General features: G+C 45.0%; 23 protein-coding genes. 19 read left to right on the top strand and 4 right to left on the bottom strand.

What is annotated here, in order from left to right:
* Positions 1-79: 79 nt before the first annotated feature.
* The 8 genes from WA407_RS03900 to WA407_RS03865 all read left to right on the top strand — a co-directional run bounded on the left by WA407_RS03900 (position 80) and on the right by WA407_RS03865 (position 6624).
* Positions 80-754 (top strand): SOS response-associated peptidase, encoded by a 675-nt coding sequence (locus WA407_RS03900; protein ID WP_336076836.1) that lies wholly within the window; start codon positions 80-82, stop codon positions 752-754.
* Positions 755-774: 20 nt separating this feature from the next.
* Positions 775-900 carry a hypothetical protein gene (locus WA407_RS03895; protein ID WP_268819851.1) on the top strand — a complete coding sequence of 42 codons (126 nt, stop codon included), beginning with the start codon at positions 775-777 and terminating at the stop codon, positions 898-900.
* A 233-nt stretch (positions 901-1133) separates the two neighbouring features.
* Complete coding sequence (locus WA407_RS03890; RefSeq protein WP_336076835.1) at positions 1134-2342, top strand: MFS transporter; 1209 nt, start codon at positions 1134-1136, stop codon at positions 2340-2342.
* Positions 2343-2397: 55 nt separating this feature from the next.
* A complete protein-coding gene (locus tag WA407_RS03885) occupies positions 2398-2844 on the top strand; it encodes an OsmC family protein (RefSeq protein WP_311082862.1) in 447 nt (148 codons plus the stop codon).
* 69 nt (positions 2845-2913) lie between these two features.
* Positions 2914-3999 (top strand): lactonase family protein, encoded by a 1086-nt coding sequence (locus WA407_RS03880; RefSeq protein WP_061830324.1) that lies wholly within the window; start codon positions 2914-2916, stop codon positions 3997-3999.
* Between the two features lie 675 nt (positions 4000-4674).
* Positions 4675-5241: a VanZ family protein gene (locus WA407_RS03875; RefSeq protein WP_250261553.1), complete on the top strand. Its 567-nt coding sequence runs from the start codon at positions 4675-4677 to the stop codon at positions 5239-5241.
* A gap of 544 nt (positions 5242-5785) precedes the next feature.
* Positions 5786-5941 (top strand): hypothetical protein, encoded by a 156-nt coding sequence (locus WA407_RS03870; protein WP_172828312.1) that lies wholly within the window; start codon positions 5786-5788, stop codon positions 5939-5941.
* A gap of 173 nt (positions 5942-6114) precedes the next feature.
* Positions 6115-6624: a hypothetical protein gene (locus WA407_RS03865; protein WP_061830325.1), complete on the top strand. Its 510-nt coding sequence runs from the start codon at positions 6115-6117 to the stop codon at positions 6622-6624.
* A gap of 143 nt (positions 6625-6767) precedes the next feature.
* On the opposite strand, the gene WA407_RS03860 is transcribed toward WA407_RS03865, so the two are convergent.
* Positions 6768-7394, bottom strand: a complete 627-nt coding sequence (locus tag WA407_RS03860) for an FMN-dependent NADH-azoreductase (RefSeq protein WP_043882169.1) — start codon at positions 7392-7394, stop codon at positions 6768-6770.
* A gap of 240 nt (positions 7395-7634) precedes the next feature.
* Here WA407_RS03860 and murI point away from each other — a divergent pair, with 240 nt between their 5' ends.
* From murI to WA407_RS03830, 6 genes are all read left to right on the top strand, one after another.
* Positions 7635-8489, top strand: a complete 855-nt coding sequence (gene murI, locus WA407_RS03855) for a glutamate racemase (protein WP_254326044.1) — start codon at positions 7635-7637, stop codon at positions 8487-8489.
* A 91-nt stretch (positions 8490-8580) separates the two neighbouring features.
* Positions 8581-9429: an aminoglycoside phosphotransferase family protein gene (locus WA407_RS03850; RefSeq protein WP_069291763.1), complete on the top strand. Its 849-nt coding sequence runs from the start codon at positions 8581-8583 to the stop codon at positions 9427-9429.
* Positions 9430-9443: 14 nt separating this feature from the next.
* Entirely contained in the window at positions 9444-9866 is a 423-nt protein-coding gene (gene fosB, locus WA407_RS03845; protein ID WP_336076834.1) for a metallothiol transferase FosB, read from the top strand.
* A gap of 59 nt (positions 9867-9925) precedes the next feature.
* A complete protein-coding gene (locus WA407_RS03840) occupies positions 9926-11320 on the top strand; it encodes an MATE family efflux transporter (RefSeq protein ID WP_336076833.1) in 1395 nt (464 codons plus the stop codon).
* Between the two features lie 201 nt (positions 11321-11521).
* Positions 11522-12502: a S8 family peptidase gene (locus WA407_RS03835; RefSeq protein WP_069291765.1), complete on the top strand. Its 981-nt coding sequence runs from the start codon at positions 11522-11524 to the stop codon at positions 12500-12502.
* Between the two features lie 155 nt (positions 12503-12657).
* Complete coding sequence (locus tag WA407_RS03830) at positions 12658-13143, top strand: tetratricopeptide repeat protein (RefSeq protein WP_336076832.1); 486 nt, start codon at positions 12658-12660, stop codon at positions 13141-13143.
* A gap of 156 nt (positions 13144-13299) precedes the next feature.
* On the opposite strand, the gene budA is transcribed toward WA407_RS03830, so the two are convergent.
* Positions 13300-14046, bottom strand: coding sequence for an acetolactate decarboxylase (gene budA / locus WA407_RS03825; RefSeq protein WP_025722973.1), 747 nt, complete (start codon positions 14044-14046; stop codon positions 13300-13302).
* A 162-nt stretch (positions 14047-14208) separates the two neighbouring features.
* Positions 14209-15912: an acetolactate synthase AlsS gene (gene alsS, locus WA407_RS03820; RefSeq protein ID WP_336076831.1), complete on the bottom strand. Its 1704-nt coding sequence runs from the start codon at positions 15910-15912 to the stop codon at positions 14209-14211.
* 518 nt (positions 15913-16430) lie between these two features.
* On the opposite strand from alsS, the gene uxaC reads away from it, so the two are divergent.
* The 3 genes from uxaC (at position 16431) to WA407_RS03805 (ending at position 20619) form a co-directional block, all read left to right on the top strand.
* Positions 16431-17855 carry a glucuronate isomerase gene (uxaC, locus tag WA407_RS03815; RefSeq protein WP_235308182.1) on the top strand — a complete coding sequence of 475 codons (1425 nt, stop codon included), beginning with the start codon at positions 16431-16433 and terminating at the stop codon, positions 17853-17855.
* Between the two features lie 271 nt (positions 17856-18126).
* Positions 18127-19527 carry an MFS transporter gene (locus tag WA407_RS03810; RefSeq protein WP_061830333.1) on the top strand — a complete coding sequence of 467 codons (1401 nt, stop codon included), beginning with the start codon at positions 18127-18129 and terminating at the stop codon, positions 19525-19527.
* Positions 19528-19614: 87 nt separating this feature from the next.
* Positions 19615-20619, top strand: coding sequence for a LacI family DNA-binding transcriptional regulator (locus WA407_RS03805; protein ID WP_069079639.1), 1005 nt, complete (start codon positions 19615-19617; stop codon positions 20617-20619).
* A gap of 99 nt (positions 20620-20718) precedes the next feature.
* Here WA407_RS03805 and poxB read toward each other — a convergent pair whose 3' ends face one another.
* Positions 20719-22443, bottom strand: coding sequence for a ubiquinone-dependent pyruvate dehydrogenase (gene poxB, locus WA407_RS03800; protein WP_336076830.1), 1725 nt, complete (start codon positions 22441-22443; stop codon positions 20719-20721).
* Between the two features lie 314 nt (positions 22444-22757).
* Here poxB and WA407_RS03795 point away from each other — a divergent pair, with 314 nt between their 5' ends.
* Both WA407_RS03795 and WA407_RS03790 read left to right on the top strand, forming a co-directional pair.
* The gene (locus WA407_RS03795) at positions 22758-24251 is read left to right on the top strand and encodes a tagaturonate reductase (protein WP_336076829.1); all 1494 of its coding nucleotides are present in this window, start codon (positions 22758-22760) and stop codon (positions 24249-24251) included.
* 17 nt (positions 24252-24268) lie between these two features.
* Entirely contained in the window at positions 24269-25768 is a 1500-nt protein-coding gene (locus WA407_RS03790; protein WP_336076828.1) for a UxaA family hydrolase, read from the top strand.
* Positions 25769-25873: the final 105 nt, after the last annotated feature.

Raw genomic sequence — 25873 nt, 5'->3', positions numbered from 1 at the left:
TTTTTGCAAAACCTGCATATGCATATTTTTCCTTGTATATCCGCACAATAGGTGAAAAAGGCGGAAGGATGAATAGCAAATGTGCAAGAGGTTTTCGTTATCGGCTGATTTGGATGAGGTTAGGGATCATTTTGGTATACAACGGGTGATGTATTATTACAAAACACGCTATAACATGAGTCCCACCCAGCATGTTCCAATTGTGCTGCATCAGGATGGAGAACGAGTACTTGATGAATTCCGCTGGGGATTTATTCCCTACTGGGGCAAGGATTGTGTCAATGCAGACTTGAATACGGTTCGGGTAAATCCAAGTTATCGCAAGATGGCGGAAACCCGGCGTTGTATCATTCCATGCAATGGATTTTATTATTGGCGAAAATTGGGTAAACGCATGTGTGCTGTACGAGTGGTATTGCCGGAACAGAAGATGTTTGCGGTCGCGGGGCTATATGAAGTATGGCAGGATAGTCGTAAGGAGCCTTTACGCACCTGTACGATGATGACAGTTCAGGCCAATACGGATATACGTGAATTCGATACCCGTATGCCGGCTATTTTGGAAGCTGACCATATAGATTCATGGCTGAATCCGTCTGTACAGGACATAGATGAGCTGCTACCTCTACTACGCACGTATGAGCAAGGAGACATGAGCATCTATCCGGTGACCCCACTGGTGGCCAATGATGAACATGATAACCGTGAATGCATTCAGGAAATGGATTTGCAGTGGTCCTGGATTAAACCTTAAACGTATGGAGATTTTCATCCATGATTGATCATAAGCTTCCCGCCGCCTGCATAGGTATGTATTGGGGAACAAGCGTCATGATCCGGGGAGAGGGGAAACGGCCGAAGGAGTATCTCATATGGGATGGAGGCGATTGGAATGAGTAACGATACACTCATCCAGCTGCTGGTGCTCATGGTGACGATCATCGGTCTGGTCCAAAACCGGTAAGTGGCAGGTTCCAGAAGGCGGGAGAATTGCCGTAGGCAATCTTCCGTTTTTTTTGTGTTAAAAAGCTCGCAGATTAAGGAAGCTTACGGTACAATAGATGCTAGACTACAGGTGACAAGACACCTGAATATACGTCTACATACGATATATTTTTAAGGGAGAGCAAATCATGAGTGAATTAACTTCATTACCACCAGCCAAAAAAAGAAAATTGCTGTTTAGCGCAGGGCTCAGCTGGTTGTTTGATGCTATGGATGTGGGGCTGCTTTCATTTATAGTCGCAGCGTTGGCAAAGGAGTGGCATCTGGGATCTGAGCAAATTGGACTGCTAACTGCAATGAATTCGATAGGAATGGTGTTCGGAGCCGCTTTGGCGGGAATTTTGGCTGATCGTTACGGCAGACGTGCCATATTAGTGTGGACATTGTTGATCTTTTCCATTGCCAGTGGATTATCCGCTTTGGCGACAGGTCTCGGAATGCTGCTGGTATTGCGTTTTATTGCTGGTGCAGGCTTGGGTGGGGAATTGCCTGTTGCTTCGACGCTGGTGTCAGAATCAGTGCCTGTGAAAGAACGAGGAAGAGCGGTTGTGCTGCTTGAAAGCTTCTGGGCGGCAGGCTGGATCCTTTCGGCTCTTATTGCTTATTTTGTTATTCCAAAGTATGGTTGGCAAATGGCGTTTATTCTCGGCGCAGTACCTGCGCTGTACGCTCTTTATCTGCGCAGAGCTATTGATGATTCACCGCGTTATAAGCAGCAAAGCATCAAACTTCCGCTGCGTGCACGATTGGCTTTGATTTGGTCGGGACCCCATCGCAAGTCTACGCTGATGCTGTGGATTTTATGGTTCACAGTTGTATTTTCATATTACGGCATGTTCCTGTGGCTACCGAGCATGATGTTTATGAAAGGTTTCGAACTGGTTAAAAGCTTTGAGTATGTGCTGATCATGACGCTTGCGCAACTACCAGGTTACTTTACCGCCGCTTATCTAATTGAAAAGCTAGGCCGCAAATTCGTACTGATCATCTACTTGCTGCTTACAGCAGTGTCCGCCATTTGGTTTGGCACCTCGGAAACGGCGGGAATGCTGTTGGCTGCTGGTATCTGCTTGTCCTTTTTTAATCTTGGTGCATGGGGAGCCATGTACGCCTATACTCCAGAATTGTACCCGACAGCTGTACGTTCAACTGGTGTGGGTATGGCGGCTGCGTTTGGCCGTATTGGAGGCGTTATCGGGCCTTTTGCGGTCGGTATACTCGTAGGACAGGGCGTAGCGCTACCATCTATCTTTGTGATTTTCTTCGTAGCTATCTTGATTGGAGCTGCGGCTGTATGGTTGCTGGGTACGGAAACCAAAAATCAGGAGATTGACTAACCTTTACATTCACCTGTGTAAAGATTCATAATATAAGAGAGAGGAGTGACCTGAAATGGAGCATACCTTTCTGCTCAAGGCAGACTGGAACGGGGGGCGCAACAGCGACGGCCATATTGAGGCTGGACAGTTGCGGACTGCAATTTCGATCCCGGCTGAGATGGGAGGCCCTGGTGTGGGCACCAATCCAGATGAAATGCTGCTCGGTGCCGCTGCTACCTGCTATTTGATTACGTTGGCGGCGATGATGGAGCGCGCGAGTCTCCCGGTGGCATCACTGGCGCTGGAATCCGAAGGGATTGTCGATGTAACGAATAATATTTTTACATATCGCCGAATTGTGCATCGTCCGCAGGTTCAATTGGCCGCCGATGCGACAGAATCGCAGATCGAACAAGCATTGCGACTGGCAGAGCAGGCAGAAACCTCATGCATGATCTCGCGTGCCGTAGCGGGAAATGTGGCGTTGTCCACAGAGCCCGTGGTGGAGCGCGCCTCTTAAAGCGATATTTGTAACAGGAGCAATCATTCCAATTGCCCATCATTTTTTTAATCCAAGGAGGACACAACCATGACAGCACAACAAAAATTGCTCGTATTTGCAGGCTCTTACGCCGAATTGGAAGGTAACGGAGTTTATTCGTACACTTTTAATGAACAGACAGGAGCACTTACACTACAGGATGAGTTCTCCGGCTTGAAAAATCCTACATTCCTGAATGTTGACGTCAAAAATCGGAAGCTGTATTCCATTGGAGAGACGACTTCTGCTGCAGGAGCGAAAGTAGGCGAAGCCTCTGCTTTCGAAATTGACCCAGTTAAAGGAACATTTACATTGCTGAATCGTGCGGAAAACGTGGGTGCAACAACTTGCCACATTCAGCGTGATCCATCTGATCGTTACCTTATTGTAGTCAGCTACCACGGTGGCATGGTGGGACTGGTGTCCCTGACTGAGGACGGACGTATCGGTGAGTTGCTGGATGTTAAACAGCATGAGGGCAAAGGAGCGCATCCTGAACGTCAGGATCGTCCACATCCACATTCTAGTTTCTTTAGTCCGGACGGCCGCTTCCTGTTCGTACAAGATCTCGGTCTGGATCTGATCCGCGTTTACACTATTGATGACAGCAAAGGACAACTGGTGTTTCATGGTGAAACGAAAACCCATGCAGGTGCAGGTCCACGTCATTTGACGTTCCACCCGAATGGTAAATTTGCTTTTGTCATTAACGAAGTGGATTCTTCCATTACTTCTTTTGCATATGATGCAGAGGCTGGCAAGCTCACTGAGCTTGAGAGCGTACCGACATTACCGTCTGACTTTACAGGTGAAAATACAACTGCTGAAATTGCGATTTCGGGGGATGGAGCTTATCTGTACGGTTCCAACCGTGGGCATGACAGCATTGTCGTATACGCTGTAGACGGAGCAACTGGCAAGCTGAGCCTAGTCGAGCATGTATCTGCTGAAGGAGAGCATCCACGCCATTTTGCTTTGACTCCAAATGGTGACCATATGCTTGTGGCCAACCGCGACACCAACAACATCGTTACGTTCAAAGTGGACAAGGCAAGTGGACGCTTGACCTACACCGGGCAACAAGTAACCGTATCCAAGCCAGTATGCGTACAGCCTTTTTACTTTTCCGTGTAAAAATCGTTCTACATTAATATCATGCAGAGTGACAAAGTAACGGTATGCGGCTTGTGACCGCTACGAGGACGGATCATTCTTCCGATCGCTGTTGCCCCCAGATTTCTTGTTTGTATGTTCAAGGGTAGAAATCCGGGGGCAAAGGCGAACGCTCCGCTTCTTCAGAACGATTCCGTCCTCTCCGCTGCTTTAGTGCTTTTGGCGACTCTTCACTTTTATTTATACAGACTAAAGAAATGAAGGACTATGTATATGTGTGATGGTATCAAGTGATTCACTAAGTATAGAGGATTTTTAGAAAACGGTTCGTAGATTAATCTGCGGACCGTTTTTATTTTTTACCCAGTCGTTTCTAAGAAAAGTCTTATTATATATGAATATACGATAATATTTTATATATATTCTCATAACCAATCGTTTGGACAACGAGCGCGACTTCTTCAGACGTTAATACGGATTGAAGGAGAGATAGAATCGTGATAGACTTTTTTATGGAGTGTCGTCACCTTTCGATTGGTTTGTAGGGGTACAAACGATTTTACCGAGTTGACGACTCATGTTCTACCATTTAGTGGTTAATCTACAGGGCTGTTAGAATGGTTTTACACATTAGGTTGGCTATAGTCAAAGCCGTTACGAATTTATAAACTGAACATCAGAGAATAGGCGGGAAAAATGAAAAATGGAAGAATTATGAATAAACAAGAGAGAATTGTAACAGTCTTTTTATATGGAGTTTTCATTTGTTACATCCTTTTTTTATTTAAATTATTTTTCTTATCAAGAGTTTCACTTTTGGATTTGTTAAATAGTCAAAGGACTTTAGATAGGTCAATCAATCTCATTCCTTTTTATAGTATAAAGGAATATATATTTAGCAACTCTGGCACTATAAAAAATTTCGCTTTTGCTAATGTGGTTGGCAATATAGTTATCTTTATTCCTCTTGGCACATATTTGTCATTATTCAAAAACGATAAAAGAGCAATAACCAATCTGCTATTTATATTCATAGTGAGTTTATTTATTGAAATCATTCAGGGGCTTTTTGGCATTGGAGCATCAGACATTGATGATATAATTTTAAATTGTGTGGGTGGATTAGTTGGTATTTTAGGGTATAAGTTTTTATTGTTTATATTACGAGCTGAGAAAAAAGTACGTACTGTAATCACAATACTTTCAGCAATAGGATTACCTTTTTTATTATATTTATTATTTATGATCAGATTGCGCCTCTGAATATCTTTATTGCATATGCAAGATGATACTCTACACAAAAGGTACGGTATGAATAGAAGCTTGAAAGTTGGGACTCACTTCATGTGGGTCTCTTTTCATTTTAGCCGGGCTTTAACTAGAACAAGACAGATGAAAAAAAGGTTAGAATAAAATCACTTTGAATTGAAAAACATGACATGACAATGCAGATATAATAAGCTTTAAATTATGAAATAAGATACGAATAATCTTGGCAAGAAAAGGGTACATATGTTATAAGCGGGACGGGACAAGAGCCCCCTGAGCATCTCCAATACGTAATGCAAATTCAATATAAGTGTTAGAGGCCCAAAATGAGAATGGTAGAGATAAGCTGAGTAACGAAGCGGGCAGATGGATTTCGGAGAAGCGATAGCGTTCGCCTTTGGAACCTGATTTTAACCATTTAAAATATAATTCAAAAAATCAGGTTCCAACAGCGATCGGAGAAACCATCTGAACGCGAAGTGGGATACACAAATCGACAGCCTTGGATTGCGCATATTTTACAGGAGGAGGAAACGAAATGAAAATTATCATTACACAACAGGAAGCCGTCGACAAAGGAATATGGACAGAGATCATGGGGATGTTTGCTGTAACCAAAGAGGACGAAGTATGGCAAAATGAAGAGTTTATTCTCACCGAAGAACAGGCACGTCAGGTCGGGTTATTAAGATAGCAAAGATAAATAAGACATGTTATCAAGTTTTAAGACCAAGTCTTAAAAAATCGTAACTTCTTTTTTATGTATCTGATACACTTTTTAACCGTGCAACGTTTATGATAAGTACACAAGGGTAATGAAGCTTACAGACACCGTGTACATACCCAAACGGCAAGGAGAGATCAGACATGATGAAACTAGCTTCGAAATGGACCGTATTGGCTTTAATGATGATGCTGATTACGACGGCAGGGGCAACAGCGCAAGGCTACACGCCTGTAGCAGCTGCTGAAAATCAGGAGACCGTATATATAAACCAAATGGAGATTCGTGACGGACAGATTTATTTGTCGGCAGACCCGATTGAATGGTATGAAGGCGCGGCAGCTGACAAAGCATTATTGGAGCATGAAGGAAATACAGGATTGGATGGAGCTCCAGATGGCTACTACATCGTAAATAATTCCGTGCAAAATGACGTGTATCAGGTTGCACCAGATGCTTCGGTAGAGGTGCAGATTTATGATCACACGGGTAACATAGAAGATACAGACGTGCAATGGAATGAATCGATTCCTCTGGCACAGTTTGAGAAAGATTTTGCTAAAAAGGACGTTCTGGACCTCAGTCAATTTCCATACCATGTTACGCTTCGTGAGGGTAAAGTTGTAAAAATCGTGCAGCAATTCATTCCTTAAAATAGAAGTAATCTCATTTCACAAACACGTGCTTTCACTTGATTATAGATCAGGGGAGCACGTGTTTTTTATACTTTATAACAAAAAAGAGGATATCCAGCCCATGTAGGGCGCGGATATCCTCTTCTCTTCATAATATATGATTAGAACGATTTTGCTGTGTCCACTGCACGTTGTACGGCAGAAGCAACGATTTCTTGTGCTTGATCTGGAGCTTGGTTATGTCCTTCCAGAACAACTTTCACGATGTCTTTCACTCCGAAGAAGGATAAGATGTTGTTCATGTAGTTCAAAGACATTTCAGCTGCAGCAGCTGGTCCTTCGGAATAAACGCCGCCTCTTGCATTCAACAGGGCTACTTTAGTTTCAGTTACGAGACCAACTGGACCTTCAGCAGTGTATTTGAATGTTTTACCAGCTTGGTTCAGGTAGTCAATGTACGTATGCAGTACAGCTGGAATCGTCATGTTCCAGAGCGGGAAAGCAAATACGACTTTGTCTGCTGCCAGAAATTGATCCAGGTAGCCATTAGCGATGTTTGCCAGGCGAGCTTCTTCTGCGTTCAGCTCCATGCCTCTAGCGGATTTGAACGTGCCGTTGATCATGTTAGCGTTCAAATAAGGAAGCTCGACGGAGAACAGGTCCAGCTCAGTGATTTCATCAGTTGGGTGGGAAGACTTGTAGCTTTCTACGAAGGCGTTATACAATTTAACTGTTGCAGATTCTTCAGCTGTACGATCATTAGCTTTGACAAATAATACTTTAGACATGATTTATTTCCCCCTAAGTAAGTTGAATAAGTAAGTTAAGTTAGTAAGTTACCACGTAATATTACAATATAAAGATAATATCTGTCAACACTTTTATATTAAATTTACTTTGAAAAGCTACTTTATTTTTTACACTGTAAATTTTACGTGTTTCTTTTGCAAAATATCAGTTTTGCGGTAAAATTTAAATGTAAAGTCTAATGAAGAGAATGGTTTGAGTAGGCGAAGAAGAAAATGAACATGGTGCCTGTAAGATATGGCACAATAGTTGAACGAAAAAAGGTGAGTAGCTTGAAGATAGGTTTTTTTGATTCAGGATTGGGTGGAATTACAGTATTGTCCGAGGCACTAAGACGTTTGCCAAACGAAAATTTTGTATACATGGCGGATACGCTTCATGTGCCTTACGGGACGAAAACTCCTCAAGAGGTGCTTGGTTATGTCAAGGCTTCAGTAGAAACGATCCTTAAAGAAGATGTTAAGGCATTGGTCATTGCCTGCAATACGGCTACAAGTATCGCAGTTGCGGAGCTAAGAAAGGAATATCCTATTCCGATTATTGGTATGGAGCCAGCTGTGAAGCCAGCGGTCGAGATGAACCGAGCCAATGGTAAAAGAGTTCTGGTGTTAGCCACACCATTGACGTTGAAACAATCCTGTTATGCAGCGCTGGTATCCAGAGTTGACGATCATGGGAGCGTGGACTCACTACCTCTGCCGGAGCTAGTACATTATTGCGAACAGTTGAATTTTGACCGGGCAGAAATGTTCGAATATTTTAACCGTGAGCTGTCTTCGTTCAATCTCGACATATATGGTACGGTGGTATTGGGATGTACTCATTATCCTTTTTATAAGGAAATTCTAAGGGAACTACTACCTTCTCATATTCAGTTAATTGACGGGAGCCAGGGAACAGTTAGGCGGTTGAAACAGGTGTTGTCTGAGCGTAATTTGCTGGAACCTTCGCCAAAATCCGGTCCATCGCAGGAGGGACACATTACATTTCTATGTTCTAGTCAGGATGAGGCCTATGTGCATAAGATGGAGCGGGCGCTTGAAATCTATGCGGAGCATGAAAAGATTTATTTTTAAAAGAAGAGTGGCTGGCGAACGTATGGGAGCTAAATGAAATATCCAAATCGCCAGCCGCATTGTGGATCAGACGCATGGAGGGAGGCGTGAGATGGATGTTCAACTGATCCTGAATGAGCTTCACGAAACGGGCGTGCTTGAAAGCCATATGCGAAATCTCAAACCGCTGACTGGCGGAACTTCGAGCAAAGTGGTAGTTGTCATGGACGGAACTAAGCCACGATACGTGATTAAGCAAAATGATCCCGCTGTCGTAGAAGCCGAGGCAGAATTCTTACATACCTATGTACAGATTGAGAAACTATCGCGTTTGGTTTATGTAGATCCGTTGCACCGTTATTTGGTATACACGTTCAGGTCAGGGTTCACACAGTATCATGGAAGAAACAAAAGCGATTTGTTGCTTCGTCTGGCAACGGAGGTGATCTCGCACTACAAGCCTTGTGGTGAGGAACGTCATTATGGTTATCCGGATCACCCGTTTGTGGAATGGAGAGATTTTCTGCTGCACAGAACGAAGGAATCTGGAAAGATCATACAAGGCGTTTTACCCCGAGAGAATCATTGGTTCGTTCATACCCTTGTGGCTGGATTGCCGCAACGTAATATTAAATATTTGCTTCATGGTGACTGTGGGGTACATAATTTTGTGTTTACCGAAAACGGCACATTGACGGGTATTATTGACCCTGATCCAGTGGTAGGAGAACCTCTGTATGATCTGATATACGCCTTTTGTTCTTCACCGGATAGGCTGACCGTCGATACTATTTTGCCTGCCTTAGAGAAGCTTGAGCCGGAGATGACAGGGGAATACGAGCTGAACAGGGAAGTGTTACTGGGGTTATACTTTCGTATAGCTACCTGCATTCGCCATCATCCTAAAGACCTCGATAAATATACAGAAGCGTGGACCTACTGGCTAGACAGGGTACGCTGAAAGGAATAGGGAACATGAGCATACAAGGGTGGAATCATATTTGCTTTTCCGTGTCTGATTTGGAGAAGTCTATACATTTCTATCAGAATGTACTAGATGGAAAACTGCTCGTTAAAGGACGTAAGCTGGCTTATCTGGACTGTCTGGGAATGTGGTTGGCTCTCAATGTGGAAGAGGATATCCCGAGAAATGAAATTCATCATTCTTATACGCATATTGCATTTTCGATAGCGGAAGCTGATTTTGAGAGGATGCTCAACAAGCTGAGAACTTTTAATGTTACCATTTTGCCTGGACGAGAGCGGAATGAACAGGATAAAAGATCGGTCTATTTTACAGATCCAGACGGACATAAGTTTGAATTCCACACAGGACAATTGCAGGACCGCTTGGAATATTATAAAAAAGATAAAAAGCATATGACTTTTTATGATTGATTAATTGACGTGTAGCTATTAAGTAATAATTGGGTCGCATTTAGGAGGAATACGGAAGGATGTCACTTTCTCAGGAAAACGGTTCCAAGCAAGCGCAAGTCGTTAAAACGATGACGGTTTTTGCAATCACTTGGCCGATCTTTATAGAGATGTTGTTTCACATTTTGATGGGTAGCGTGGATACGTTCATGCTAAGCCATGTTTCTGATGAGGTTGTATCGGCTGTGGGGGTGTCAAGACAGTTGATTGAATTTACGATTATACTTTTCAATCTGCTTGGTCTTGGTGTAGGTGTGATCATTGCTCAGCTATTGGGGGCGCAAAAGCATGTGGATGCAAGCCGTGTTACAGCTTCGGCACTAACCTTTAATCTGGTGTTTGGTCTGGCGCTGAGCTTGATGTTTATTGTGAGCCGGGATTTTTTGCTATCCTTTTACCATATTACCCCGACGATCAAGGAAAATGCAGAGATTTATATGATGCTGGCAGGGGGTTCGCTGTTTCTGGAAGCGCTTATGCTAACCGCAGGTCCGGTTATTCGATCGCATGGTTTTACTAAAGATACGATGATCGTGGGCATTGGTATGAATATATTGCATATTGTGGGGAATGCGCTGCTCATTTATGGCTGGTTTGGTCTGCCGCAGATGGGAGTGGCGGGTGCAGCGATTTCAACGGTTATTAGCCGTGCTGTAGCATGTGTCTGGATTTTTCTACTGTTGTACAAGCGTGTGAGTGCGCCGATTCGCATCCGGTATTATGTACAGCTTCAATGGAGTAAGCTGGTAGCCATCCTGAAGATTGGTATTCCTGCCGGGCTGGAATGGTTGTCTTATCAACTTAGTCAAATGATGGTGACCCGGTTTGTCAGCTTTATGGGTACAACAGCGATCGCAACCCATTTTTATACGAATACAATTGTATACTTTTTTATGGTATTTGGAATGGCTGTAGGTGAGGGGACGGAAATTATTGTTGCCCGCCTGATTGGAGCAGGAGACAAGGAAAAAGCCTATCATCAACTTTTACGGAGCCTAAAATGGTCTTTGGTCATTACGATTGCTGTGATCGTGGTAGTATCCTTTTTCCGATATGAAGTGATGACGATCTTTACAGATGAGCCGGCGATCATTCAATTAGGGGCAGCGATTTTGCTGTTCTGTATACTGCTGGAGCCGGGCCGTGTGTTTAATCATGTTGTCATTAACTCCTTGCGAGCAGCGGGAGATGTTCAGTTCCCGCTAATGATGGCCATTATTTCAATGTGGGGGATTAAAATCCCGCTAGCATATGTACTGGGCATTCATATGGGATATGGTGTGCTGGGTGTGTGGATTGCACATGCCTGCGATGAGTGGGTACGAGGCATTTTCCACTATTTACGCTGGAAGGGTCGGAAATGGCAGCACAAATCGCTGTTATCTAAGGCTGAACTTCAGGCGGAATCAGTTTAAGGCTGAAAGAGATTCTACAACAGACATTCTCCAAGCAAATTGGGGGATGTCTTTTTTTTACAAAAATAAGCAAAATGGGGATGTTCAAACTTTTCAAAAATTGCTAGAATATAGTAACCTCGAACGTAGTAGAGGTTTTCAAATTTTTCAAAGTTTCAAAGACGGATGGTTTCCGATTGAATCCATGAAGGAGGGAATAGGATGGAACGTAAAGTGCATATCATTCCTTACCAAGTGATCAAGCAGGAGCAACAAGTGAATGAAATACCGCGAGGGGTAGAGCTGATTCAGGCTCCTGCGGTATGGAACCAGACTCGAGGCCGAGGCGTGAAGGTGGCGGTGCTGGACACGGGCTGTGATTCGGACCATCCTGATTTGAAGGCGCGCATTATTGGCGGCCGGAATTTCACGGATGATGATCAAGGTAATCCGGAAATTTTCAAGGATTACAACGGTCATGGTACGCATGTGGCGGGAACTATTGCGGCAGCAGAAAATGCGGATGGTGTCGTGGGTGTTGCTCCAGAGGCAGACCTGCTCATCATCAAAGTTCTAAACAAGCAGGGCTCCGGTCAATATGACTGGATTATTCAAGGCATCTATTATGCGATTGAGCAAAAGGCAGATATCATATCGATGTCACTTGGCGGTCCTGAGGATGTGCCAGAGCTTCATGAAGCAGTAAAAAAGGCTGTAGCTAGCCAAATCTTAGTCATCTGTGCAGCAGGAAATGAGGGAGACGGTGACGACAGAACGGACGAGCTCGGCTACCCCGGTTGCTATAATGAAGTGATTAGCGTAGGTGCTATCAACTTTGATAGGCACGCCTCAGAATTCAGTAATTCAAATAATGAGGTGGATTTGGTTGCACCGGGAGAAGATATTTTGTCCACCGTTCCGGGCGGCAAATATGCGACCTTTAGCGGAACTTCGATGGCTACTCCGCACGTAGCAGGTGCATTGGCGTTGATTAAGCAGCTGGCGAATGCGAGCTTTGAGCGTGATCTTACCGAACCGGAATTATACGCACAACTCATCAAACGCACGATTCCACTCGGTAATTCTCCTAAGCTGGAGGGCAACGGTCTACTGTACTTGACGGCAGTGGAGGAGCTCTCCCGTATTTTCGACGCACAACGTGTAGCGGGAATACTAACTGTAGGATCATTGAAGGTTAAATAAACCGTAACTTCAGCTTCGGATATATAGCGGCTCTCCTAAAGGGAGGGTCGTTTTTTTGGATTTCAAATCTTAGGAAAAACTCCATTTACATTGCATTCAAATGTCGGGTAACATATACCTCAAAGATAGGCATGAGTCAGAAGTGGAGGATGAATATGAACGATATCATGGCGCAAGCTGAAGAGCTTAGACGAACAGGGCAAGCAGAGAAAGCACGTAAGATTCTTTTAAAGGCATTAGAACAGCAGCAAAATGATGCAGAATTGTGGTATCAGACAGCTTGGACACATGATTCATTGGGCTTAGAGAGGGAAGCGGTTGCCTATTATGAAAAAAGCCTAGGTATGGCGTTATCCGCAGAATCAAGGAAAGGAGCCATCCTGGGATTAAGCAGTACATATCGTGTATTGGGGGATTACGCCAAGGCGAAAGCGTGGTTGGACACAGGAATGAACGAATTTCCGGATTACAGACCGTTTCGGGTATTTTACGCGATGGTGTTATACAATCTGGGGGAATACGGGAAAGCCATGCAGGAGCTGCTAATGGAGGTGGCTGAGACGACCTCGGATTTATCTACACAGGAGTACTCACGTGCTATTCAATATTATGCAGATAAACTGGATCAGATCGAGGAATAGGTGAACCGGAGTGAGAGCATAAGCAGTAACGTATATATATGCTCGTACATAAAAAGATCACAGTCAGAGAGCAGTAATTCTCTTCCCTGACTGTGATCTTTTACTGTTTATTGTTTAGCTATAGGGTCCGTAACTTGATGAGTTATATTACTGTGATTATTGCGCACCTTCAGTAACGGCAATTTCTTTCTCCAGGTTTTCTCTGGACAGGTTGGCCTTCAAGTAATCCGGGGTATCGGGCAGGACCAGATGCAGATTGGATTTTTGACAAATGCGGATGGTACACTTTTCGACGATAAAATCAAAGACATGCCCGCCACCAGTGCGTTCATCGTTAATAAAATGCAGATGAAATCCGGCTACCCCAATACCTTGAGCATAGGCAGGTGTCCAAAAACCTGTAATCACGCCGGAAGCCTCATTAAAAGTGAAGGTAGGCTGTGACTTGGTCGCTTCGATAAAAGGTTTGTATGGTTTAACTTGGTGAGGCACTGTCCGTGTCTTTACTTCATGAAAAGTGCCATCCATACGGAAGGCATAGAACAGATTACGGCTTGGAAACAACGTTAACAGCAGAGCTTCCAGCTCTTCACGATGCATAGGGCGGTCAATAGTATATGTGAAATCTTCCTGGAAAAAGGTGACGGTGGAAAAAGGTGTAGTTTCTTCCGGTTTTACGCGATGGGCCGTACCGTCTGGAAGCAAGTGATAAAATTCACCATCGAACGCGATCATCTCGCCATTCAGTTGATCAAAGGTACCAATTCCGAAATCCCCGTGCTTTTGCAACTCCTCAAAGGCAACAACTCCGTCATACAGACCATCTAATAGAGCAAGCATAGTGGATGTTTGGTAAATATCATGATCAGCTTCTTGCTTGGTTTCCAATTGCGCAACGGTCATGGCAATACACTTCCTTTTATAATTGTATGCATTTATTTTCTTTCTTTTTCAATAATAAACGTAAACTTTCAGTAAATAACATGAATAACTCAAAAAAATCATAAAAAAAACGTTATACTCCATAATTGTCATAAAGCCGTCACGACTGAGGCATGGTTAAGGTTAGTTTAATTGGTTAGGCAGCAGTTTACGTCCCAACTGGATGTTATCTTGATAATCAATCGGAATATCAACGACCACAGGACCGTCGGTATGAAGTGCCTGCTGTAATACACTTTCTAGTTCTTCAGGAGAGTGCACGCGTAATCCAGTGGCGCCGAAGCTTTCAGCATATTTTACTACATCAACATCTCCAAATTTTACACCAGACGTTCTTCCGTATTTAATCTGTTGTTGAAAAGCGACCATGTCATAGGAACCATCTCTCCATACGATATGCACCAACGGTGAGTTAAGACGTACGGCGGTTTCGAGCTCCATGGATGAAAAAAGAAATCCTCCGTCTCCAGAAATAGAAACGACTTTGTGACCGGGATTGACGAGTGTGGCAGCAATCCCCCAAGGCAGCGCTACGCCTAGCGTCTGCATTCCGTTGCTGAATAGAAGGCGCCGCGGTTCATACGAACGGAAATATCGTGCCATCCAAATATAGTGTGAACCGACATCACAGGTGACTGTGACGTTATCATCAATCAGGCTGCGCAGTGTACGAATAAATTGCAATGGATGAATCAGAAAATCATGCTTGTGTGCGGGAACAGCCGCTTGCTCGTTTAGATCATGGCGCAGACGATTCAATTGGTCGCAGGAGGATTTAGGTAGCTTTAAGGTAGGTAATTCTTCTGCAAGGCTACCCACAATCAGGGCTATATTTCCGATTAGCTCGTAGTCCGGTTGATAATCATGATCAATATCGGCTTGATGGTCATCCAGATGAATGAGTGTTCGGTTTGCCGGAATGTTCCAGTTTTTTGGATCGTATTCGATAGGATCATAGCCAATCGTCAGTACCAAATCTGCGGCTCCAAGAAGCATATCACCCGGTTGATTGTGGAACAGACCCACTCTTCCAAAATAGTGGTCTTCTAGTTCACGGGAGATGGCTCCAGCGGCCTGGAAGGTTTCGACAACAGGCAGATCTGTATCTCGGATGAGAGCACGGACAGCTGCGGTGGCTTCAGGCGTGCTGGCTTTCATGCCGAGAAGAAGTACGGGCAGCTTGGCTTTTTTGATTTGCTCTGCGACTTGTTTGATGAGTCCGGCGGGTGCGGTTCCGAGTTGGGGAAGAGAAACCTTCTCAATGACTGTTACTTCAGATGACGAAGTCAACACGTCCTGCGGCAGGCTGACGAATGTGGCTCCAGGCTGGGCTGAGGTCGCAATTCGAAATGCATTAGCAATGGCTTCCGGTACATTATCAGGATGTTCTACTTCTACACTGTATTTGGTGATGGGTTCGAATAGTCCGGCGTTATCCATGGATTGATGCGTGCGTTTCAAGCGTTCGGATCTTGGGACTGCACCCGCAATGGCGACGACAGGATCACTTTCCGCATTAGCGGTGACAAGTCCTGTCGCCAAGTTAGATGCGCCTGGACCTGAGGTAACAATACATACGCCCGGTTTACCGGTTAATCGACCGACTGCCGCTGCCATAAAGGCGGCATTTTGTTCATGACGACATACGATCAATTCGGGCCCCCGATCTTGAAGAACATCAAAAACAGAATCGATCTTGGCACCTGGAATGCCAAAAATATGGGTAACCCCTTGCTTGATCAAGCAATCGACAACAAGGTCGGCTCCTTTTGTATCGGATATAGTTTTAGTTTGAACAGCTTGCACTTTTGTACTCAATGCTACCACCTCTTCTTCTTCTCTGTGAAATAACTAATGAAATACTTTTAATGTAAATCAATGGATGTATATTGCAATTATAATACAATAACTGGTATTTTCAAGAAAGAAATTTTCAGAAAAAAAGAGAAAACTATATAAAACGTTTTCAAAGTTTGATCTATCACGGAAAATTAAAATTGTGGAATTTTCTTGTGGTGTCGGTCACCGAGAAGATATAGAACAGATCTGTCCCAAATGGAGGCAGATCATTTTTATCCGCTCACATGATAAAAATCACTTTCCTCTACAAAGGATAGCGGTTACAATGTAATTGTTGTTAACGTAAACATTAAATTTAAGGTGAAGCAAACCAGTATGACATGATGTACAGGTATCATATTATAATTGTATTGTCCTGTACAAATCATATGGATTTCCTACTGCTATGGGGAATGTAATTGTTAAAAGGCAAGTAGTATCTCGAACGTTTTTGTTAACGTTAACAAATTGCTAGGAAACACGATTATAGAAGGGATGAGAAAGTAATGACCAAAACGTTTTTAGACGAAAACTTTTTGTTGAGCAATCCAACGGCTGAAACCTTATATCATCAGTATGCCAAGGATATGCCGATTATTGACTATCATTGCCATTTAAGTCCACAAGAAATTTATGAAAATAAAAAGTTCAAAAATATTACGGAAGCCTGGTTGTACGGAGATCATTACAAGTGGAGACTTATGCGGGCCAATGGGGTTGAGGAACGCCTGATTACGGGTGATGGTGAGGATTATGACAAGTTTTTGGCTTGGGCCAAAACCGTACCTACACTAATCGGCAATCCGCTGTACCATTGGACGCATTTGGAGCTTCAACGCTTTTTTGGTGTCTATGAGCTGCTGAATGAACAGAGCGCACCTGTAATCTGGGAAAAGGTAAACCAAAAGCTGCAGGGAAAGGGCTTTGGCGCACGTGATCTGATTGTGAACTCGAAGGTAACAGTGGTGTGCACCACGGATGATCCGACGGACCATCTCGAATACCACAAACAAATCAGCAAACTGAACGATTTCCCAGTGGCAGTGCTGCCAAGCTTCCGCCCCGACAAAGCTTTGGAAATTAATCGCGAAACTTTCCAGCCTTGGGTGGCTCGGTTGGGTGAAGTCAGCGGACTGGATGTTTCTGGCCTGGAAGGGTTTTTGAATGCGCTGGCAAGCCGGGTGCGCCATTTCCATGCTGCCGGAGGTCGGGTATCTGATCATGCGCTCGATACTGTTGTCTATGAAGAAACGACACTGGAGGAAGCAGCAGCCATATTCAGCAAGGGGCTGGAGGAAGGCCATGTGACTCCTTTAGAGGAGGCGAAATATAAATCGTACGTTTTGGTTTTTCTTGGCAAACAGTATGCAGAACATGGCTGGGCTATGCAATACCACATTCACGCGCTGCGTAACAATAACACGTCTATGTTCAGTCATTTGGGACCGGATACAGGGTACGATGCCGTAAATGATGGCTCGATCGCCCGTCCATTGGCGGCATTGCTGGACGCACAGGAGCTGGCAGGAGGATTACCGAGAACGATTTTGTATTCGCTTAATTCGGTTGATTATCCAGTACTGGCAAGTCTCGCGGGCTGCTTCCAATCCGGTGGAACTGTAGGGAAAATCCAGTTTGGCACGGCATGGTGGTATAACGACCACATCGAAGGTATGCAGGAGCAGATGAAGTTGCTGGCTAACTACGGGGTGCTGTCCCGCTTTATTGGTATGCTGACGGATTCCCGTAGCTTCCTATCCTACACACGCCATGAATATTTCCGCCGTATACTTTGTGACTTAATCGGAACGTGGGTTCAGGAGGGTAAGGCGCCTGAGGATCTGGAGCTGCTCGGAGCAATGGTACAAAATATTTGCTACAATAACGCCGAGCAATATTTTAATTTCCCAACGGTTGTTCATAGTAAGTGAAGTTATTGCCTAGGTGAGAACTCACTAACTTCATAAAAAGAGCTCTTGCCAGGAGCTTGTTTCAAAACTCCCGGTAAGAGCAATTGAAAACAAAATAGTTATCAACTGAGGATTTTGCAAAAATCCCATAAGCGACTTCCAATGAACAAGATATAGATCGAAATGGTTTAGTTCGTCTGTATCTTGCACTTCGGAGCGACTGGAATCGAATTTTGCAAAATCCTGAACTAATTATGTGAAAATAATTACAAATATAGAGGAGTGTGTAGGTATGGGAGTGCCTATCGTGCAGGAGAGCGTCCAAACTGACAACAAGACAGGCGAGCATATTAGCCTGAAAGAAAAGATTTCGTATGGTATGGGTGACTTTGGAAACGGATTCATGTTTGATTTGGGGCAGTTGTATTTGCTGAAATTTTTTACAGATGTAGCTGGGGTTTCTGCAGGAGCCGCCGCAGGCATTTTCCTGGTCAGCAAGCTGTTTGCCGCCGTCTGTGATCCCATTGTCGGGTCCTTTGTTGATTATCGCAAACATATCGGTACACGTGGAAAATTTAGACCTTTTCTTATCGTTGGAAGCGTTATCCTTGCAATTCTTACGATTCTTACCTTTATTTCGCCGAATATTTCGCCCACTGGAAAACTCATTTACGCTTACGCGTCCTATATGATCTGGGGAATTGGCTACTCTATTGTAAACATTCCATACGGCTCGCTGGGTGCCGCTATTACGCAGGATACTCATCAGCGTGCCTCATTGTCATCTTTCCGTCAGGCGGGATCTCTGGGCGCATTATTCGTCACCAGTGTCGTTGTCATGCCGCTAATTTTACTGTTTCCTAACCACCATGTTGGCTATCCGGTTGTGATGGGAATTATGTCACTCATTGGTGTGATCGCTTTCATCATATGTTACCGAGGAACGAAAGAACGTATTATTAGCCAGTCCGGGCCAAAAGAGAAGCTATCTATAGGCGTTATCGTGCATACCTTTACGAATAACAAGCCTTTGCTGGTACTCGTTTTGATGACGATTTTCACCATATCCGCGTACAATATTAAGTCCGCACTACTGATCTATTTTGCCGAATATAACTTGGGGCATGTAGAATTAATGGCTTATATGAATTTTATTATTATCGGTTCGTCGCTACTGGGTGTGTTATTCCTGCCCAAGCTGGTACGGCGCTTCGGTAAACGAAAAACAGCCATACTGGGGATGCTGGTTAGTGTCATTGCCGACTCCATTAACTTTTTTATGCCTTCCAATGTATATATTTTTACAATCCTCGCCAGTATTTCGTTCATTGGTATTAGTATTCCTAACGGGGTGACCTGGGCATTCGTGTCCGATATCATTGATTATGGCGAATGGTCATCCGGGGAGCGTAAGGAAGGGATTACTTACTCGTTATTTAACTTTTCACGTAAGTTGGCTCAATCCTTGTCTGGTTTTCTATCGGGTATTGGACTAGCGCTCATCGGGTATGTTCCGAATGTGGTTCAGTCCTCTGGAACGCTGCTTGGGATCAAGGCATTGCTTTGTCTCTATCCGGCTGTTGCCCTGGCTTTGGCCATGCTGGTCATCGGTAAAATGTACAAGCTGACTGACAGCAGACATGCAGAAATGGTTCAAGAGTTACAACGTCGACATGCGGATAACCGCGTATAATTTGTGAAAGTCTTCTTTTCCGGGCGGCTCCTGTGGTATGGTGGGTATATAATTTTTTTAGAGCCTCACTAAGGAAAGGATACGTATATGGCAGCTACCATTAAAGACATTGCCAAATTGGCTAATGTTTCCCATACAACCGTCTCCCGGGCGCTCAATAACAGCCCGCTGATTAAAGAAGATACGAAACGCAAAATTATGGAGTTGGCAGAGCAACTCAATTACATTCCAAATTTTAATGCCAAAAGCCTGGTTCTCCAGCGCTCGCATACGATTGGCCTGTTTTTCACCAGTATTTCAGAAGGCACCAGCTCCAGTTTTTTTGCGGATACCATCCGTGGAGTTAATCATGTCATCGGGGTGGATTACAATCTGTTTGTGCGAGGGATTGACGATTACGCCGATTTTTCGGCCATTCACCGCAAGCGTTTTGATGGTATCATTCTGATGAGCCAGAGCGAGGCGGACAACCCTTTTATTTATCATGTGCTCGGTCAAGGCATTCCGCTTGTTGTACTGAATCGGCAGGTATCCGGGGCGGGGATTGTAAATGTGATTTCAAATGATAAGGAAGGGTCCTATGAAGCGGTTTCCTTTCTCGTTGAGAGTGGGCATGAACGCATTGCGATCATTGAAGGGGTAGAAGGCTTCAAGTCTACCCAGCAACGCCGCGAGGGTTTTATGAATGCGTTGATTGATAGTGGTAAACCGATTCGACATGAATATATCGTGCAAGGCCATTATGATACTGAAAGCGGAAGCCAGGCAATGAAGCAACTGCTTTCCTTGCAGGAGCCGCCGACAGCGGTATTTTGCTCTAACGATGATATGGCTATTGGGGCAATGAATGCAGTATTCGAAAACGGCTTGAAGGTACCAGAGGATATCTCTGTCATTGGTTTTGACGATATCGGGTTCTCAATGTATACGACTCCACCGTTAACAACGGTCAAAAGACCGATTGAGCAGATTAGCGAGCGCGGAGCCGCCTGCATTTTGGAACGAATTCAGTCACCGTCCAATGAGGGTGAGCTTATATTTATGGAGACCGCGCTCATGAAGCGGAAATCAACGGCAGGCAGACCACGCTGAGTCTCGTTTGATTAACAGGCAGGCCAAAGGGGCAGAAACCATGCTAGATGTATGGTTTCTGCCTCTTTTAGGTTGAAATGTGCTCTGCTTCGTCTGTATTTAACGAAAGAGATTGGTTTTAGCTAGTTCTACAATCTCGTCACCGCGTCCGTTCAGCATCGCTTTCATCATCCACAGTGTAAATCCTTCTGCTTGTTTAAGATTAATTTTGGGTGGCATGGATAGCTCTTGACGGTTCACCACCACGTCTACCACAACAGGGCCATCATGAGCCAATGCTTGCTGAATGGCATCCTCCAGCATTGTCGGATCTTCAACCCGGATGCCCTTGAGTCCCATGGCTTGCGCTACAGCACCAAAATCAGGATTCACCAGTTCAGTGCCGTTTTCCAGGAATCCGGCCGCTTTCATTTCCAGCTCGACAAAACCGAGAGCGCCATTATTGAAAACAATGACTTTAATAGGCAGCTGATGCTGCTTCAGGGTGAGCAGGTCGCCCATCAGCATCGTGAGTCCGCCATCGCCAGAGAGGGCAATCACTTGTCGGTCAGGCTCAGTGGCCTGCGCTCCGATCGCCTGCGGCAGGGCATTTGCCATCGTGCCATGGTTGAACGAGCCGAGAAGCCGACGCTGACCGTTCATCTGCAAATAACGCGCCGCCCATACAGTGGGAGTACCGACATCACAAGTGAAAATAGCATTTTCCTGCGCGGCGTCACTGATGACCTTGGCGAGATATTGCGGATGGATCGGCGTATGACCTGGTTTACCGACGGCAAGATCATCCAACTCCTGGCGTACCTTGGTATAGTGGGAAACGGTTTTCACTAGATGCTTGGAATCATGCTCTGACGTTAAATGCGGTAGCAGCATTTCCAATGTGGCTTTTACATCCCCGCACAAACCATACGTCAACGGAGTACGTCTGCCGAGATGGGCTGGCTCTATATCTACCTGTAGGACAATCGCATCTTCAGGGTAAAATTGTCTGTAAGGGAAGTCTGTTCCGAGCATAAGCAGGACGTCACAATCCATCATCGCATGGTACCCGGAAGAATACCCGATCAGTCCGGTCAATCCAGCATAATAAGGGTTGTCATACTCCAGATATTCCTTGCCTCGCAGAGCGGATACCATGGGGGACTTTAGCTTGTCACATAACTGCATGAGCAAGTCGTGAGATTGTGCACAGCCAGCGCCGCATAGTAACGTAATTCGTTTGCCTTTATTCAAATATTCGGCCAGTCGGGAAATTTCGGAAGCGGACGGATGCACTACAGGTGCAGTGGGATGGTAGACATGTTCAGGGACGGGTACCTTTTCCGCCTCCAAAGCTGCTACATCACCGGGAAGAACAATGACGGAAACACCTGAACGTGAAATTGCCTGTTGAATGGCCATGGTCACCGTTCTGGGAATTTGACGCGGTGTCGTAATCACCTCACAGAAGTGACTGCATTCTCCGAAAAGATGCTCAGGATGCGTAGCTTGAAAATATTCACTTCCAATTTCGTCGCTTGGAATATGAGCGGCAATAGCCAGTACAGGCACCCGATTGCGGTGGCAATCATATAAACCATTAATCAGATGCAAATTTCCGGGACCACTGCTTCCAGCACATACAGCAATGCTGCCACTAAGGTCAGCATCCGCTCCGGCTGCAAAGGCAGCCACTTCTTCGTGCCTTACATGAATCCATTCAATTTGACCGTTGCTGCGAATGGAATCAACCATATTATTTAGAGAATCTCCAACAATGCCATAAATCCGCTTGACCCCTGCATTGACCAAAACTTGTACAATAGTATCTGCGATTGTCTTCATAGATGTTCCTCCTGCCTAGTAAGTAGTGTTATCCTGCCCGCGCTTTCTTGCGTCTATTCTCCTGAAATGTATATAAGAACAAGGTTTCGGGATAGGGTGATAGTTAGCCTTAACCGTCTTAGATCAGGTACGAAACAACAGAAAAAGGACGATATACTTGCAGATTTTTATATAAACGTATATGTTAACGTGTTCATATTATTGTCATTATTATTTTTTTAAACTAAAAATGTTGATAAAACTATTTTGTTAACGTGTGCATTGTGATAAAATAACGATGAAATCATTATGGTAATTGTGGGAGGTTACTCCGGATGAAACAAGTAGATGAATTAGACCAATTAAACAGAAAAAGCTTTATCGTTACTGAACCACTTCCCGAGAGGGTGCTGCAATTCGGGGAAGGGAACTTCCTGCGTGCTTTTGTAGACTGGCAATTTGACAAAATGAATAAGCTAGCAGAATGGAATACGGGAGTTGTGATTGTACAACCGCAGCCAGGAGGCCTCGTGGAGAAGCTTAACGAGCAGGATGGCCTGTATACGGTTATTCTTGAAGGGATTAAGGATGGGAAGGCCATGAAGGAGCATACCGTTGTGGAGTGTGTCACTCGTGGGATTAATCCGTACGGTTCGGACTTTGTGGAGTATGAAGCATTATCCCAAAAGCCGGAGCTGCGTTTTGTCGTGTCGAACACGACGGAAGCGGGGATCGCTTATGCCCCAGAGGATCAATTGGAAGATCGTCCGCAAAAGAGCTTTCCAGGTAAATTGGCCGCCTTTCTGTACAAGCGCTTTCAATTTTTTGGGGGCGATCAGAGCAAGGGACTGGTGATCATTCCGTGCGAGCTCATCGACCGTAATGGAGACGCTCTCAAGGAAATCGTACTGAAATATGCAGACCAATGGAAGCTTGGGGCCGAGTTTATTGCATGGTTGGAGGAATCGAATACGTTCTGCAACAGTTTGGTCGATCGGATTGTACCTGGCTATCCCAAAGACCGAATCCATGAAATTCAAGCAGAATTGGGTTACAAGGACGATTTGGTTGTTGTGGGCGAACAGTATCATTTATGGGTTATTGAAGGGCCACAATGGCTTAAAGAAGAATTACCTGCTCATTTGGCCGGATTGAATGTACTGATTGTCGACGATATGGCACCCTACCGTACACGGAAAGTACGCATTTTGAATGGAGCACATACGGCGCTTACACCTGTAGCTTATTTATATGGCCTGGACACGGTGGGGCAGGCGGTCGAGCATGAGATTATGGGCAACTTTATCCAGTCGCTGATCCGAGAAGAAATTATTCCGACGCTGGACTCGTCAGAAGCGGAATTGAATGTATATGCCGACGATGTTATTGAACGATTCCGTAATCCATATGTAAGTCATTATGTTATGAGTATCGCACTAAATTCGGTGTCCAAGTTCAAGACACGGAACTTGCCATCCTTGCTCCAGTATGTGGCACAACGTAAGGCTCTGCCTGTCAGAATCGTATTTTCACTGGCGTCCCTGATCGTATTTTATCGGGGAGACAGAAATGGTGAGTCGATTGCGTTGGCAGACGAAGCTGAAGTGTTGGGTACGTTTGGTGAACTGTGGAGTCGATATGACGGTACTCTCGCCGGGGCGAAGCAATTGACTGCGCTGGTACTTGGCCAGCAGACATGGTGGGGTCAAGACCTGAACCAGATCGAAGGGCTGGCTGAACAAACGGCACAGCATGTGTATGAAATTACAAGCAGAGGAATGAAGGAGACGCTCGATTCTCTAACCGGGAACAGCGTGCCCAGAGCATAAGCAAGGAGGAGACCGGAATGCTGGAATTCATTCAAATTCATGATAAAGATAACGTGGCTGTCGCCTTGCGTGATTACAAGCAGGGAGAAACACTGGCGTGGGGAGCACAAAAAGAACAACGAGTGGAGCTAGCCGAGGATGTAGCACGCGGGCATAAAATCGCCTTGCAGGATATAACTGAAGGTGGGCATGTTCTGAAATACGGATATCCCATCGGTCATGCCATTCAGCCCATTCAGGCAGGACAGCATGTGCATACGCATAATACGAAGACGAACCTGACAGGCGTGGAGGAGTACACTTATAAGCCTAAGCCAGCTCCTCATTTATATGAACAGGAGAGTCGTACGTTTCAAGGTTTTCGGCGAAAGGACGGTCGTGTGGGGATTCGCAATGAGTTGTGGATTGTGCCGACGGTCGGCTGTGTGAACGGGATTGCTGAACTTATTTTAAACCGTTTCAAGCAGGAAGCAGGAGATATTTCACCTTTTGAAAATGCACTTGTGCTTAAGCATAACTATGGTTGTTCTCAGTTGGGTGACGATCACGCACATACGCGCACGATTTTGATCGATGCTGTGAAACATGCGAACGCAGGTGGCGTACTTGTACTGGGTTTGGGCTGTGAGAACAATGAGATGAAAGAATTTAAGGAAGCCATCGGGGAATATGATTCGGAGCGGGTAAAGTTTTTGCTTTCCCAGGATGTGTCGGATGAAGTAGAGGAAGGGGTAAGGCTGCTTCATGAAATTTTTGCGGCCGTGCAAGAAGATCGACGGGAACCTGTACCTTTGTCTGAGCTGAACATCGGTTTGAAATGCGGTGGATCTGATGGCTTATCGGGTATTACTGCCAACCCATTACTCGGACGATTGTCGGATTATATGGCCGCGCAAGGTGGAACAACGGTATTGACAGAAGTACCTGAAATGTTCGGGGCGGAGACGATTTTAATGGAGCGCGCTGCCGATGAGCAAGTATTTAATAAGATCGTACATCTGATTAACGATTTCAAACAATATTTTCTGGATTACAAGCAGCCAGTATACGAAAATCCGTCGCCGGGCAATAAAGCAGGGGGCATCACGACACTAGAGGATAAATCACTGGGCTGTACGCAAAAATCCGGGTCTTCCACGGTCACTGATGTCATTCAGTACGGGGAACGTCTTAAGACCAAGGGACTCAACCTACTCAGCGCACCGGGCAACGATCTAGTGGCATCTTCAGCTCTCGCCGCGGCGGGCTGCCAGCTCGTTATTTTCACAACCGGACGCGGTACGCCGTTTGGCTCCTTTGTTCCGACGATGAAGGTCTCAACCAACTCGCCGTTGTATAAAGCTAAACCTCATTGGATCGACTATAACGCTGGTTCACTGGTGGAGGATGTCAGTATGGAAGAAGCGCTCCGCAACTTTGTCGATTACATTGTCGATGTAGCCAGCGGAACCTGGGTGAACAATGAGAAAAACAATTTCAGGGAGCTCGCTATTTTTAAAAACGGTGTTACGTTGTAAAAGGCCGTAATGTAAGGGAGGCGGAATTATTCCGCTTCCTTTTTTGTGTTTGTATGCTTCAAAATAAGCATGTTAGACTTACTGCAAAACATGCAATATCGATTT

The organism is Paenibacillus sp. 203 (assembly GCF_037027525.1).
Lineage (GTDB): Bacteria > Bacillota > Bacilli > Paenibacillales > Paenibacillaceae > Paenibacillus > Paenibacillus polymyxa_B.
The sequence above is the reverse complement of the archived record's forward strand: the minus strand, read 5'-3'. Positions and strand labels throughout refer to the sequence as shown.